Source organism: Rubrivivax benzoatilyticus JA2 = ATCC BAA-35, assembly GCF_000190375.1.
Taxonomy (GTDB): Bacteria; Pseudomonadota; Gammaproteobacteria; order Burkholderiales; family Burkholderiaceae_C; genus Rubrivivax; species Rubrivivax benzoatilyticus.
Genome location: NZ_AEWG01000153.1, coordinates 1 through 13702, shown reverse-complemented (window position 1 = coordinate 13702; position 13702 = coordinate 1). Strand labels below are relative to the sequence as shown.

Below are 13702 nucleotides of genomic sequence, written 5' to 3'. Positions count from 1 at the left end.
TGCGGCGCGCTGCGGGGGCGCGATTGTTCCCCAAGGCGGCCGTTGACGGTGATCCAGCGCGGGAGCCCCGGGCTCGGCGATGATCACGCCGATGACGAACAAGCCCCTGATCACGCTGCTGCTGGCCGCGGCCTGCACCCTCGCCCAAACCACCGCCGGCGCGGCGGCCGGCACCGCCGCCGCCCCGGTCGCCGACGGCGCGCTGCGCACCATCGACCGCCTGGACGTGCCGCGTTACCTCGGCACCTGGTACGAGGTCGCGCGTTTCCCCAACCGCTTCCAGCGCCAGTGCGTGGCCGACACCAGCGCGAACTACACGCTGCGCGACGACGGCACGCTGCAGGTGCGCAACCGCTGCCGGCTGGCCGACGGCACGATGGACGAGGCGCTGGGCCAGGCGCGTCAGGTCGGCGGGCGCGAGTCGCCGACGCTGAAGGTTCGCTTCGCGCCCGAGTGGCTGTCCTGGCTGCCCTTCGTCTGGGGCGACTACTGGATCGTCGACCTGGACGCCGACTACTCGCTGGTGGCGATCACCGACCCGCGCCGCGCCTACGCCTGGGTGCTGTCGCGCACGCCGCAGGTCGAGCCGGCGCGTTACGAGGCGCTGATGCAGCGCCTGAAGGCGCAGGGGCTGGACGTCGGGCGCTTCGAGCCGTCACGGCACACGGCGCCCTGAGCCCGGCCGCTCAGGCGCGGCGGCCGCGCATCGCCAGCAGCGGCCAGGCGAACGCCAGCACGGCCGCCCCGGCCCCCGCGGCAATGGCCAGCAGGTTGGCCCAGTCGACCCAGTAGCGCAGTTCGCCCAGCGAGGAGCGTGTCAGCGACGGCACGGCCAGGAAGGCGAGCAGCAGGCCCACCGCGGCCAGCAGCACCGCCGGCCGCAGCGCGGCGGCCCAGGGCCGCGGCTGCCGTGCGGCCGCCAGCACCAGGATCAGCCAGGCGACGGCGGCAGCGGCGAGCGCCGGCCAGGCATCCATCGCGATCTCCCAGACGATGTTCGCGGCAAGCCAGATCTCGTACATGGTGTTCTCCCTTCAGACGCGGCCCTTGAGCACCGACAGGTAGGCGGGCTTGAGCAGCCGCACCTTCATCAGCCAGGCGAAGTAGCTGTCCTGCAGCGGCTCGATCATCGGCAGCGACGGCGTCAGCCGGCCTTCGTAGTCGAACTCGATGAGCATCGCCGAGCCTTCGCGCGTGATCAGCGGGCACGAGGTGTAGCCGTCGAACGCGGCATCGGGCTCGGCGCCGGCGATCAGCTGCACCAGGTTGTGCACGACGACCGGGGCCGACTTCTTCACCGTCGCCGCGGTCTTGCCGCGCGGCGTGCCGTTGATGTCGCCGACGCCGAAGACGTTGGCGTAGCGGCGGTGGCGCAGCGTCGTCTTGTCGACCTCCAGCCAGCCGCCGGCGGCGAACGGGCCGTCCTTCCAGGCCAGGTCGCTGTGGCGCACGACGTCAGGCGCACGCATCGGCGGCACGACGTGCAGGAAGTCGTAGCCGCGTTCGGCCCGGCTGCCGTCGGCGCCGACGAAGCTCGCGCGGCGCGCGCCGATGTCCACCGCCACCAGCTTCTGCTCGGTCTCGACGCCGATGCCCAGCTGCTGCCAGCGTTCGAGCACGTTGTCGTTGACCGGCTTGACGCCGAAGACGTTTTTCGGCGCCGACATGAAGCTCACCCGGCTGCGCTCGAGCGTGCCGGCCTGGCGCAGCCGGTCGCGCAGCATGAAGGTGGTCTTCAGCGGCGCGCCGGCGCATTTCAGCGGCGTCGCCGGCAGCGTCATCAAGGCCTCGCCGCCGCGTTCGGCGAACTCGCGCATCGCGCCCCAGGTCGCTTCGGCGGCCTGCGGGCCGTTGTAGACGCTGGCCAGCCCGTGGCGGCCGATCGCGGCGACGTCCATGCCCTCGATCTGCGCGTAGTCCAGGTGCACGCCGGTGGCGACGACGAGGTAGTCGTAGCCGATGCGCTGGCCACCGGCGGTGACGACGCTGTTGGACGCCGGGTCGAACTCGGCCACCATGTCGCGCACCCACTCGACACCCTCGGGGTGGAAGTCGGCATTGCGGTCTCGCACCTTGGACACGGGCCAGACGCCGGTGGCCACCAGCGTGTAGCCGGGCTGGTAGTTGTGCTCCTCCTTGCGGTCGACGATGGTGATGCGCACGCCGTCCAGCGCCGCGCTCAGGCGGTTGGCCACCGCGATGCCGCCCAAGCCGCTGCCGGCGATGACGACGTGGGCGCGCGTCGGGATCCGGGCGGCGGTGGCGGGCCGGGGCACCAGGGCGGCCGCGGCCGGCAGGCCGGCGGCGGCGGCCAGCCAGCGGCGGCGCCCCGCGTCGGGAGGCTGGATCGGGAGATTTCGCGGCTGCTTCACGGAGCTCTCCTCAGGCCGCCTCACGCGTGGCTGGCGCACGACGGGCGACAAGCTGTTACACACGAGAGCATCTTAGTCCCGATACCCCGCCTGGTATCTATCGCTAACCCGAGAGGGAGGCCGGTCGGCTCGCAGGGGGGCCGGCCTGCACGTTCGGCGCCGGGCGTCAAGACCTTTTCACGAAGCAGTCGGCGACCTCGCGGCCGCGCGTCGCGGCGCGAGCCCATCGACTAAACTTCCGCCCGCTCCCGACGCGCCCGGCCGGCGCCCTCGAGGGTCTGCCGGTTGCCCAGCAACCGGTGCCCGAGGTCCGGCAGCCCGTGGCGGGTCGTCTCCTTCCCTCTCCGACGACGCCGCCGCAACCGACCCCCGAATCCATCAACCCCACGCCGCGTGCCGCGCGGCGTTGCCGTTTCCGTTGCCGATGAACGCACCCGACAAACACCTGCTCGATGCCCTGGAACCCCAGGAAATTGCCACCGTCGCCCTGCTGGAGAAGTACGCCAAGGGCGACGAACAGAACATCGCGCAGGTGCAGGCGCGTGTCGCCCGCGCGCTCGCGGCCATCGAGGCCGAGGACGCACGCTCCGCGCGCGAGGCCGAGTTCCTCTGGGCGATGCAGCGCGGCTTCGTGCCCGCCGGCCGCATCATGTCGGCCGCCGGCACCGACATCCAGGCGACGCTGATCAACTGCTTCGTGCAGCCGGTCGGAGACTCGATCACCGGCTACGAGGGCGACAAGCCCGGCATCTACACCGCCGTCACCGAAGCCGCCGAAACGATGCGCCGCGGCGGCGGCGTCGGCTACGACTTCAGCCGCATCCGCCCGCAAGGCGCGCTGGTGACGCAGACGCATTCGCGCGCCTCGGGCCCGGTGTCGTTCATGCGTGTCTTCGACGCCTCGTGCGAAACCGTCGAGTCCGCCGGCGCGCGCCGCGGCGCGCAGATGGGCGTGCTGCGCTGCGACCACCCGGACATCGAGGCCTTCATCCACGCCAAGGACAAGGGCGAGCTGCGCAACTTCAACATCAGCGTCGGCGTCACCGACGCGCTGGTGCAGGCCGTCATCGACGACGCCGAGTTCGAGCTCGTTCACGCCGCGCGCCCGCACGAGGAGCTGGTCGCCGCCGGCGCCCGCCAGCGCGAGGACGGCAAGTGGGTCTACCGCAGCGTCAAGGCCCGCGACCTGTGGGACCAGATCATGCGGTCGACCTACGACCACGCCGAGCCGGGCGTGCTGTTCATCGACCAGATGAACCGCGAGAACAACCTGCACTACTGCGAGACGATCGAGGCCACCAACCCCTGCGCCGAGGAGCCGCTGCCCGACTACGGCTGCTGCTGCCTGGGCTCGGTGGACCTGACGCGCCATGTCGTCGGCGCCTTCTCCGACGACGCGCACTTCGACTTCGAGGGCTTCGCCGCCGTCGTGCGGGTCGGCGTGCGCATGCTCGACAACGTGCTCGACGCGACCTACTGGCCGCTGGAGCAGCAGCGCGCCGAAGCCGCCGCCAAGCGCCGCGTCGGCCTGGGCTTCCTGGGCCTGGGCAGCTCGCTGGTGATGCTGGGCATCCGCTACGACAGCGACGAAGGCCGCGCGCTGGCCGCGAAGATCGCCGAGACCATGCGTGACGCCTCGTACCTGGCCTCGGTCGACCTGGCCGTCGAACGCGGCGCCTTCCCCAAGCTGGAGAAGACCAAGTACCTGAAGAGCGGCTTCGCCAAGCGCCTGCCGGAGTCCATCCGCAAGGCGATCCGCAAGCACGGCATCCGCAACAGCCACCTGCTGGCGATCGCGCCGACCGGCACGATCTCGCTGGCCTTCGCCGACAACGCCAGCAACGGCATCGAGCCGCCGTTCTCCTGGACCTACAACCGCAAGAAGCGCGAAGCCGACGGTTCGCACCGCATCTTCGAGGTCGCCGACCGCGCCTGGCGCCTGTTCCGCCACCTCGGCGGCGACGTGACGAAGCTGCCGCCGCAGTTCGTCACCGCGCTGGAGATGTCGGCCAACGACCACATGCGCATGCTCGAGGCGGTGCAGCCCTTCCTGGACACCTCGATCAGCAAGACGGTCAACGTGCCGGCCGACTACCCGTACGAGGACTTCCAGAACCTCTACCTCGACGCCTGGAAGGCCGGCCTGAAGGGTCTGGCGACCTACCGTCCGAACTCGGTGCTGGGCTCGGTGCTGTCGGTCGGCACGCCGGCCGCTGCGCCCGCCACGCCGGCCGCGCCGCGCGACGAGGACCCGCTGACCAAACACGTCGGCCGCCCGGTGGGCCGCATCTCCAGCGTCACCGAGAAGGTCGAGATGTGGACCCAGGCCGGCAAGCGTTCGATGTACGTCACCGTCGGCTTCCTGCCGGTGGACGGCGTCATCGACGGCCAGAAGGTGACGATCGAGCGCCCGGTCGAGTTCCTGCTGCTCGGCGAGCAGGACCAGTGGCTGGACGGCGCGATGCGCCTGCTGTCGCTGGCCGCGCGTTCCGGCGCGTCGATCGAGAAGGCGCTGGAGAACCTGCGCGAGATCGCCTGGACCAACGGCGCGGTGCGCAGCGGCATGCTGGTGCGCGGCGACGGCACGCAGATCCCGCGTTTCCACGACTCCGAGGTCGCGGCGCTGGCCTACGCGGTGCAGCAGCTGCTGCACGCGCGCGGCTACCTCACCGCCTCGGGCGCGCAGGTGCCGGTGCGTGAACTGGCGCGCGCCTACGCCGCCGGCTTCGCGCCGCCCGCGCCGGCCCCGGCCGAGGCCGAGACGGCGGCGGCAACCAAGCCCGCCGCCGGCATGCAGTTCGCCGCCGGCACCGGCGCCAAGTGCCCGGAGTGCGGCGCGCACGACATGCACCACATCGACGGCTGCACCAAGTGCACCAACTGCGGCCACATCGGCGCCTGCGGCTGAGCGCCGGCCGGCGCACCTGAACACGAAGCCCGCCGCCCGGCGGGCTTTGTCGTTTCAGGCCGCCTGCGGCAGCTGGAAGCGCGAGACCGCACCGACCAGCTGGGTCGCCTGCACGCGCAGGCTCTCGGCCGCTGCGGCGCTCTCCTCCACCAGCGCGGCGTTCTGCTGCGTCACGGTGTCCATCTGGCCGACGGCGTGGCCGACCTGGTCGATGCCGTCGCTCTGCTCGGTGCTGGCGGCGCTGATCGACTCGATCACCGTCGTCACGCGGCCGATCGCCTGCACCACCTCGTGCATCGTGCGGCCGACACGTTCGGCCTGCACGGCGCCCTGCTCGATGCGCTCGACGCTCTGGCCGATCAGCGTGCGGATCTGGCGCGCCGACTCGGCGCTGCGCTGCGCCAGCGTGCGCACCTCGGCGGCGACCACCGCGAAGCCGCGCCCGGCCTCGCCGGCGCGCGCCGATTCCACCGCCGCGTTCAGCGCCAGGATGTTGGTCTGGAAGGCGATCGCGTCGATGACACCGACGATCTCGGCGACCTCGCGCGACGACGCCGTGATGCTCTTCATCGAACCCTGCATCTGCTCGACCGCCGCGCCGCCCTGCAGCGCCACCTGCGAGGCACCGTGCGCCAGCGTGTTGGCCTCGCGTGCGCTGGCGGCGTTCTGGCGCACCGTGGCGCCGAGCTGCTCCATCGTCGCCGCGGTCTGCTGCAGCGCGCCGGCCTGCTCCTCGGTGCGCTGGCTCAGGTCCTGGTTGCCGCGCGCGATCTCGGCGCTGGCCGTGGCCACGCTCTCGGCGTTGCCGCGCACGCCACCGACCAGCTGCCGCAGGCTGGCCTGCATGCCGTCCAGCGAACGCAGCAGCACGCCGAGCTCGTCGGCGCTGCCGGCCGGCACGGGGCCGGACAGGTCGCCGGCGGAGACACGTTCGGTGACCTGCAGCGCCGAACGCAGCGGCCGCGTCACGCTGCGCGTGATCAGCCAGGCCAGCGCACTGCCGCAGCCCAGCGCCGCCAGCGCGACCAGCAGCATCACGCTGCCGGCGCGCGCGATGGCCGCCTCGGTGGCCGACGCGCTGGCCTGCATGCGCTGGACCTCGTGCTCGACGAAGGCGTCCAGCGACTTCAGATAGGCCGCCTGCACCGGCCGCACCTGCTTGAGCAGCAGGTCGCGCGCCTCGTCGCTGCGGTTGGCGGCGGCGAGCTCCAGCGCCTGGGTGAGCGCCGGCGTGTAGGCCGCCCGCGACGCCATCACCGCGTCCAGGCGCCGGGCACCCTCGCCGTCCTGGTCGCCGGCCTTCAGGCGTTCCAGCAGGCCGGCGATGCGCGTCTCGCAACCGCGGATGCGCTCGATCTCGGCGTCGATCTGCTTGCGATCATCGAGCAGCGCGACGTTGCGCACGCCGCGCGCGACGACGTTGAGTTCGTCCTTCACGTCGCGCGCCATGCCGACGCTGGCCTGCCGGTGCTCGACGAGCTCGTGCACCTGGCCGCCGACGCCTTCGAGTGCATAGCGGCCGAACACGGCGACGACGGCCGTCGCCACCATCACGACAGCGAAGCCGATGCCCAGCTTCAGGCCGATGCGCAAGTCGCTCCAGGTCTTCATCGTGCGATCTCCGGTTGACGCGGACTGCTGCGCACCGCGGTTCTCGCCGAACCTGGAGCGCCGATGACGGTGCTTCGGCGGCCGGCGGGGCGGAGTTGAGCGCCCGGGTGCGACCTGCCGCACATCGTTCCCCTGTCGACGGGATGGATTCGCGTCACCGGCGCCTGCAGCGTGACGCGCGGCACGAACGGCACCCCGCGGGCGAGGGGCCGCCGCGATGCCGGCCGTCACGGGACTGCCATCCCCGCCGGGCACGCTGCGCGGTCGTCTTCGACCTCCCGAGAGCCCCACGATGCTGACACCGACCCGGCTGGCCGCCGTTGCCGCCCTCGCCTTCGCCGCCGCCCTGCCGGCCCAGGCCGCCGACTTCGCGCTGCAGCGCGTCTGGCAGTACGCCCACGCCGCCACCGGCGTGCCCGGCCAGAAGGCCGAGATCGTCGCCCACGACGCCCGAAGCGACACGCTGTGGGTCGCCGGCGTGGTCGGTGTCGACGTGCTCGACCGCGCCAGCGGCCAGCTCGTCGCGCACCTTGACGTCTCGCACCTGGGGGCCGTCAACAGCGTCGCCATCGCGCGCGGCGTCGCCGCGCTGGCCGTCGAGAACGGCCAGGACCGCACGCTGCCCGGCAGCGTCGTGCTGTTCGACACCCGCACGCGCGCGCAGCTCGGCCACCCGATCCCGGTGGGCCCGCTGCCCGACATGCTGACCTTCGCGCCCGACGGCCGCACGCTGCTCGTCGCCAACGAAGGCACGCCCAACCCGCGCCCGACCCCCGCCGGCCTGAGCGCCGAGGACCCGGTGGGCAGCGTCAGCATCGTCGACATCGTCGAGCGCTCGGTGACGACGCTGCCGATCACGGCCGACATCCCCGGCCACGACCAGCTGCGCCTGTTCCCGGCCACCGGCACGCGCGCCACCCAGCCCGCCAGCTACAGCGCCTACGACCCCGAGCCCGAGTACATCACCGTCGACGCCAGCGGCCGCCGCGCCTGGGTGACGCTGCAGGAGGCCAACGGCCTGGCGCTGCTGGACATCCAGGCCCGGCGCTTCGTGAAGATCGTCGGCCTGGGCGAGAAGGACTTCAGCCTGCCCGGCAACGGCATCGACCCCAACGACCGGGACCCGGCCGACCCGGCGACGAACAACGGCGTCTTCCTGCGCCCGGTGCCGGTCTTCGGCCTGTACCAGCCCGACTCGATCGCGAGCTACCGCGTGCGCGGCCGCAGCTACCTGGTGATGGCCAACGAAGGCGATGCACGCGACAACGGCAGCGCCGACGGCGAGGACGAGCGCCGCGGCTCGGCCGGCAGCAGCGACGCCGCGCGCCTCGTGCCGTCCACCGGCCCCGCCGAGCTGTTTCGCCTGACCTACGACAACGTGACGTCGACGCCCCAGCATCTGGTGGCCTTCGGCGCACGCTCGATCTCGATCCGCGACGCCGACGGCCGCCTGGTCTGGGACAGCGGCAGCCTGCTGGACGCCGAGGCCATCCGCCTCGGTGTCTACGACGACGGCCGCAGCGACAACAAGGGCGTCGAGCCCGAGGGCGTCGCGCTGCTCGAGGTCGACGGCCGCACGCTGGCCTTCGTCGGCCTGGAGCGCACGAAGAAGGCGGCGATCGCCGCCTTCGACGTCAGCGAACCGACGGCCCCGGTCTATCTGGGCATGGTGCTCGGTGAGGGCGACGTCTCGCCCGAGGGCCTGCACGCCTTCCACGCCCGTGGCCGCCACTACCTGGCCGTGGCGCACGAGAGCAGCGACACGACGACGCTGTACGAGATCGCGCCGAAGGACGGCCGGCGCCGCTGACGAGACTGTCCCCGGCGGCACTGGGTATCCCTGTGGACAACCCGGGGGCGCGGCACGCAAGTGACTGTGCCCCGCGGGTTTTCCCTGGATTGCTCAAGAAACAGGCAGTGGCGCGCGCCCGGTGCGCCCGGCGTCGCCGCGACGGCCCCGCCCCGGTCACCAGATCGCCAGCCCCTTGCTGAGCACACGCTGCATCCAGCTGCGTGCCGCCGTGTCGGCGACACCGCCGCGGCCCACCGCCTCCAGCCGGGCATCGACGATGTCGGCCGACGCGACGACGTTGCCGGCCTTGATGTCGTCGGGATTGACGACGCCGGAGAAGCGCAGCGTCGTCACGCCCTCGTTGTAGGCGATGCTGCGCTCGCCGGCGACGACGAGGTGGCCGTTGGGCAGCACGTTGACCACCGACGCGGCGATGCGGCCGCTGAAGCGGCTGGAGTTCTCGGTCGAGCCCTTGCCGACGAAGGAGTCGCTGCCGCCGGCCTGGGCGTCCAGGTCGAGCAGGCTCCTGAGCGCGCCGCGCACGTTCTGCGAGTCCGTGCCGGGGCCCTTGGTCGCGATCTTGTTCTCGCGGCTGGTGTTGGTGGTGACCTTCTGGTTGGCCGCTAGGCGCTCGTCGATCTCGACCTTCAGCGTGTCGCCGATCGAGCGCGGGCGCTTCTCGCCCGAGAACATCGTCGCGATCGGCGCGCCGGGCTGGAACAGCGAGCCGGTGGCCGCCCGCTCGACATAGGACGGCGGCGCCACCGCGGTGACGGCGGTCGGCACGCTGAGCGTGCTCGGCGAGGGGGCGGCACAGCCGCCGAGCACGGCGGCGGCCGCGGCCAGCAGGACGGCGGTCGGGCGATTCATCTGGAACTCCTCGGAAACAGGGGTGCGGGGCACAGGCTCGGGGTCAGGCCCCGGTGAGCAGCGCCGAGACGACGGGGGCGAGCTTGTCGCGTGTCGAGGACCACTTGCCGGCCTCGAGCAGGCCTTCGAGCCGGTACTGGCTGGTGGCCAGCGTGCGGCCGCTGGAGGTCTGCAGCGTGAGCGAGGCCTGGCGCAGGTAGGGACGGTATTCGGCGGCGAATGGCGTGGTATCCCAGGCGATGGCCGCGGTATATCTCAGCCAGGCGTCGCAGGTCTGCCGTGGAGTGCCTTCCTCGTAGACCCGGCTGTCGATCCGGCGGGCCTTGAGTTCGGCCTGCAGCGACGGCACGAAATCGACGATCTGGGCGTCCGGGCGATATTCGATGCACAGCGCCGAGACCGCCAGCGGCTCGTGGAAGACGGTATGCCGGGCCTCGCTCGGGCCGTACAGCACGGCATGCTGCACGGCCGCACCGGCGGCTTTCGCCAGTTCCAGCGTCGGCAGCGGCGAGACCAGCGAGCAACCCGACAGCAGCAGCGTCGCGGCGGCGGCTAGTTCAGACCGCTTCATGGATCGCCTGCCCGACCGACAGCACGCCCATCGCCGCGTAGCCGGCCACCGTGTCGACCGCGTCGGCGACACCACCGACGACGTCCGACGCCGTGTCGACCACGCCCTGCAAGGCATCGCCGACGGCATCGGCCGCGTCGGACACGGTGTCGACGACGCCGCCGACGGTGTCGGCGACACCCTGCTGCAGCGCGTCGGCGGCGCCGGCGAGCGTCGCGCCCAGCGAGGCGACCGCGTCGACGCCATCGTCGACCCAGTCGTCGAGCGCGTCGAGCGCGTCGCGGCTGAACGAGCAGGTGGCGCCGCAGGCGCTGCCGGCGGCGTTGGCGGCGCCGATCGCGGTGGCCACGACGGGGCCGAAGGCCTTGACGTTGCGCTCGTATGCGCCGACGTCGCTGCGGGGATTGATGTAGGCCGTCGCGAGGGATCCGATGGTACTCATGGGCACTCCTTCCAAGTGCCCTCAGATTAACTATCGGATCACCCCCGAAAACCTCGAATAGCCCCCCCGAAAACCACCTATATCGAGTTTCCGGAGATATTCATGACGGCGCCACGACGATATTCGACGGGATATTTCCGAATATCACCCGGAGGTGATCTCCGGTCGCAATCGGTCACGTTCGCGGAGGTGCGCGCCTCAGTCGCGGGCGCCCAGCCGCAGCATTAGCCGCAGGTACTCCAGCTCGGCGTGCATCTTCTGGAGCTCGTCGCGCAGCTCGGCGAGCGCGGCCAGCGCGGCGCGGGCCGAGGCGGGGACCTGGCCGGCGGTGGATTCGGGCTTGGGCGTGTCCATGCGCTGCATCGTTGCGCCGCGCCCGGCGGCCCGGAACCCCGCGCCCCGGGGTCACCCCCGCATTCGGGTCATGCGCAGACGGCGCCGCGGCCCAGCCACCAGGCCAGCAGCACCAGCACGACGACGCCGAACACCCAGCCCAGCACGAGCCGGCGCCACAGCGGCGGCGCACCGGCCAGGCCCATGAAGTCCAGCGCCACTGCCGCGGCCTTGGCGGCGGCGAGCGTGAACACCAGCGGCATCGGCCACCACGCCGCGCCGCCGCCGGACTCGCCCAGCGCCCAGGTGGTGGCGGTGGCGGCCAGCAGCGCCGCCCAGACGAGATCGATGCGCGAGAGCTTCATCGCAGCACGTAGAGCAGCGGGAACAGCACGATCCACAGCAGGTCGACCATGTGCCAGAACGCCGCGGCGGTCTCGGGCACGTGGGTGCGCCCCGGGCCGTAGGCGCCGCGCCCGGCCAGCCACCAGACGACGGCCAGGAAGACCATCGCGGCGACGACGTGCAGCAGGTGGAAGCCCGACAGCACCAGATAGAACATCCAGAAGGTGTTGGCCGACAGGTCGGCGCCGGCGGCCACCTTGGCGGCCAGCTCGTCGAGCTTGAGGACGCTGAACAGCGCGCCGCAGGCCAGCGCCGCGGCCAGCCAGCGGCGGGCGCCGGCCGTGCGCCCGGCGTCCAGCGCCGCCACCGCATGCGCTACGGCGGCGCTGCCGCTGATCAGCAGCACGGTGTTGAACGCGCCGCGGTCCAGGTCCAGCGTCGCCTGCAGCGTCGCGAACAGCTCCGGCTCGCGCAGCCGGGCGAAGGCGTAGGAGACGAACAGCAGGCCGAAGGTCAGCAGCTCGGCGGCAATGACCAGCCAGACCGCCAGGTCGCCGGTCAGCCGGGGTTCGGCGGCGGGTTCCGCGCGGCTGCGGGCCTCGGGCGGCAGGACGGCTTGAAGCTGCATAGTTGAAGCATCTTAAGGATTTGATCAGTCCGAAGCAATACGCTGAATGCGCCTTCAACAGAGGCCGACCCGATGTCCTGTTCCTGCTCCAACCCGTCCGAAGACGGCATCCACGTCTTCGATGCGCGCGGCATCGCCAAGCGCTTCCGCCACGCCGCGATCTTCGGTGCGCTCGACGCGCTCGAACCCGGCGAGACCATGCGCTTCGCCAACGACCACGACCCGCTGCCGCTGCTGATGCAGATCGAGCAGCACTACCGCGGCCAGGTGCGCGCCACCTATCGCCAGCGCGCCCCGGGCGCGGTGGTCATCGACTTCCTGGTCAGCTGAACGCGGCCGCCGCAAGGCGGCCACCCGCCGAGGAGAACGACGATGAACCTGCTGTTCTGCCCTGCCCTGCACCACTACGCGATCGGGCTGGCCGGGGTGCTCGCCGGCGCGGCGCTGAGCACGGCCAGCGGCTCCTGGTGGCCGCTGGCGTTCGGCACCTCGGTCGCGGTCACCGGCTCCAGCGCGCTGGCCTGCGAGCTGCGCGAACGCGCGGCCGCACGCCGGCGGCCGGCGGCGATCACTGCGGCTGGAAGCCGCTGGCAGCGATGATGCGAGCCCAGGCCGCGCGGTAGGCGCGTTCACGCGCCTCCAGCTGCGCCGGCTCCATGAAGCCGACCGACAAGCCCATCGCCGTCAGCCGTTCGTGCACCGCCGGCTGCGCCAGCACACGCGACAGCGCTGCGGCGAAGCCGTCCAGCGCCGGGCGCGGCGTGGCGGCCGGGGCGAAGACACCGTAGTACGGCAGCTCCTCGAAACCCGCCACGCCCGACTCGGCCAGCGTCGGCACCTCGGGCATCTGGGCGATGCGCCGGGTGCCCATCACCGCGACCACGCGCAGCCGGCCGTGGCGATGGTTCTCGATGAAGTCGGGCACCGACCCGACCCCCGCGGTGATCTGCTCGCCGAGCATGTCGGCCATCATCGGCGCGCTGCCGCGGTAGGGCACGGCGACGAGATCCAGGCCGTTGCGCTCGGCGACGATGCGGACCAGGAACTCCGGCACCGAAGCCGCGGCCGGGATGCCGACGGCGCCGCGGCCGCCGCCCTCGCGGCGCACCCAGGCCACGTACTCGCCCAGGCTGCGCGCCGGCGTGCGTGCCGACACCGCGAAGGCGTTGGCAAAACTCGCGAAGCCGGCCACCGGCACGAAGTCGCGCGCCGGGTCGAAGCCGGGCTGGCGCAGCACCAGCGGCAGGATGGACACCGTGTGGTCGTGCGACAGCAGGAAGGTGCTGCCGTCGGCCGCGGCCGCCTTCAGCGCCTGCGCGGCGAGCTGGCCGCCGGCACCGGGCCGGTTGTCGACGATGACCGGGGCGCCGAGCTCGTCCTTCAGCCGTTCGGCGAGCACACGCGCGATGGCGTCGGTGCCGCCGCCGGGCGGAAACCCGACCAGCAGGCGGACCGTGCGCCCTTCGGCGCGTGCCACCCAGGGCGCCGCGACGGCGACGGTGGCCAGGGACTGGAGGATGCGGCGGCGGTTCGGCATGGGCATCGGTCTTCGGGATCGCGGCGTGGGGTCGTCAGGGGGCACCGGCACGCGGCCGGCGCCGAGGCTCAGAACAGCCCGGCGGTGGCCGCCGCGTCGACCAGCCGGCGCGCCAGGGCGTCGAGCTGCCCCCCGGCGTCGCCCGACGCGCCCGAGCCGGCGCGTGCGCTCCACTGCAGTCGGCCGCCGGCGACTTCGCTGACGCGGGCCTCGGCGGCGTAACGCACCGCGGAGCCGCCGCCCCCGAGCGAGCCCACCGGCAGCGTCACGCCCAGGCCGACGCCGCTGCCGCC

At 72.4% G+C, this 13702-nt stretch carries 16 protein-coding genes; 5 read left to right on the top strand and 11 right to left on the bottom strand.

What is annotated here, in order from left to right; all coding sequences use genetic code 11:
* Positions 1-91: 91 nt before the first annotated feature.
* Positions 92-676, top strand: coding sequence for a lipocalin family protein (locus RBXJA2T_RS17010; RefSeq protein WP_009858663.1), 585 nt, complete (start codon positions 92-94; stop codon positions 674-676).
* A 10-nt stretch (positions 677-686) separates the two neighbouring features.
* Here RBXJA2T_RS17010 and RBXJA2T_RS17005 read toward each other — a convergent pair whose 3' ends face one another.
* Positions 687-1022 (bottom strand): hypothetical protein, encoded by a 336-nt coding sequence (locus RBXJA2T_RS17005; protein WP_009858662.1) that lies wholly within the window; start codon positions 1020-1022, stop codon positions 687-689.
* A gap of 12 nt (positions 1023-1034) precedes the next feature.
* Positions 1035-2372, bottom strand: coding sequence for an NAD(P)/FAD-dependent oxidoreductase (locus RBXJA2T_RS17000; protein ID WP_009858661.1), 1338 nt, complete (start codon positions 2370-2372; stop codon positions 1035-1037).
* A gap of 424 nt (positions 2373-2796) precedes the next feature.
* On the opposite strand from RBXJA2T_RS17000, the gene RBXJA2T_RS16995 reads away from it, so the two are divergent.
* Positions 2797-5280, top strand: coding sequence for an adenosylcobalamin-dependent ribonucleoside-diphosphate reductase (locus RBXJA2T_RS16995; protein ID WP_009858660.1), 2484 nt, complete (start codon positions 2797-2799; stop codon positions 5278-5280).
* Positions 5281-5334: 54 nt separating this feature from the next.
* Here RBXJA2T_RS16995 and RBXJA2T_RS16990 read toward each other — a convergent pair whose 3' ends face one another.
* Entirely contained in the window at positions 5335-6891 is a 1557-nt protein-coding gene (locus RBXJA2T_RS16990) for a methyl-accepting chemotaxis protein (protein ID WP_009858659.1), read from the bottom strand.
* A gap of 292 nt (positions 6892-7183) precedes the next feature.
* Here RBXJA2T_RS16990 and RBXJA2T_RS16985 point away from each other — a divergent pair, with 292 nt between their 5' ends.
* A complete protein-coding gene (locus tag RBXJA2T_RS16985; RefSeq protein WP_009858658.1) occupies positions 7184-8701 on the top strand; it encodes a choice-of-anchor I family protein in 1518 nt (505 codons plus the stop codon).
* Positions 8702-8857: 156 nt separating this feature from the next.
* Here the strand turns inward: RBXJA2T_RS16985 and RBXJA2T_RS16980 are convergent, their stop codons facing one another.
* From RBXJA2T_RS16980 to RBXJA2T_RS16960, 6 genes are all read right to left on the bottom strand, one after another.
* On the bottom strand, positions 8858-9553 hold the full coding sequence (locus tag RBXJA2T_RS16980; protein ID WP_009858657.1) for a flagellar basal body L-ring protein FlgH: 696 nt from the start codon (positions 9551-9553) through the stop codon (positions 8858-8860).
* A 43-nt stretch (positions 9554-9596) separates the two neighbouring features.
* Positions 9597-10124 (bottom strand): hypothetical protein, encoded by a 528-nt coding sequence (locus RBXJA2T_RS16975; protein ID WP_009858656.1) that lies wholly within the window; start codon positions 10122-10124, stop codon positions 9597-9599.
* Complete coding sequence (locus tag RBXJA2T_RS16970; RefSeq protein WP_009858655.1) at positions 10111-10566, bottom strand: hypothetical protein; 456 nt, start codon at positions 10564-10566, stop codon at positions 10111-10113. Before RBXJA2T_RS16970 ends, RBXJA2T_RS16975 begins: the two co-directional genes overlap by 14 nt.
* A 198-nt stretch (positions 10567-10764) precedes the next feature.
* Positions 10765-10920: a hypothetical protein gene (locus RBXJA2T_RS20540; RefSeq protein ID WP_009858654.1), complete on the bottom strand. Its 156-nt coding sequence runs from the start codon at positions 10918-10920 to the stop codon at positions 10765-10767.
* Positions 10921-10988: 68 nt separating this feature from the next.
* Positions 10989-11264 carry a cytochrome C oxidase subunit IV family protein gene (locus tag RBXJA2T_RS16965; RefSeq protein WP_009858653.1) on the bottom strand — a complete coding sequence of 92 codons (276 nt, stop codon included), beginning with the start codon at positions 11262-11264 and terminating at the stop codon, positions 10989-10991.
* Positions 11261-11872, bottom strand: coding sequence for a cytochrome c oxidase subunit 3 (locus RBXJA2T_RS16960; RefSeq protein WP_009858652.1), 612 nt, complete (start codon positions 11870-11872; stop codon positions 11261-11263). Before RBXJA2T_RS16960 ends, RBXJA2T_RS16965 begins: the two co-directional genes overlap by 4 nt.
* A gap of 72 nt (positions 11873-11944) precedes the next feature.
* Between RBXJA2T_RS16960 and RBXJA2T_RS16955 the strand changes: the two genes are divergently transcribed.
* On the top strand, positions 11945-12202 hold the full coding sequence (locus RBXJA2T_RS16955; protein ID WP_009858651.1) for a DUF2249 domain-containing protein: 258 nt from the start codon (positions 11945-11947) through the stop codon (positions 12200-12202).
* A gap of 42 nt (positions 12203-12244) precedes the next feature.
* On the top strand, positions 12245-12472 hold the full coding sequence (locus tag RBXJA2T_RS20260; protein ID WP_138938916.1) for a hypothetical protein: 228 nt from the start codon (positions 12245-12247) through the stop codon (positions 12470-12472).
* Here RBXJA2T_RS20260 and RBXJA2T_RS16950 read toward each other — a convergent pair.
* Together RBXJA2T_RS16950 and RBXJA2T_RS20465 are read right to left on the bottom strand one after the other, a co-directional pair.
* Positions 12441-13409 (bottom strand): tripartite tricarboxylate transporter substrate-binding protein, encoded by a 969-nt coding sequence (locus RBXJA2T_RS16950; protein WP_009858649.1) that lies wholly within the window; start codon positions 13407-13409, stop codon positions 12441-12443. The genes RBXJA2T_RS20260 and RBXJA2T_RS16950 overlap by 32 nt on opposite strands.
* Before the next feature lie 68 nt (positions 13410-13477).
* A partial coding sequence (locus RBXJA2T_RS20465; RefSeq protein WP_009858648.1) for a hypothetical protein occupies positions 13478-13702 on the bottom strand: 225 nt, incomplete at its 5' end.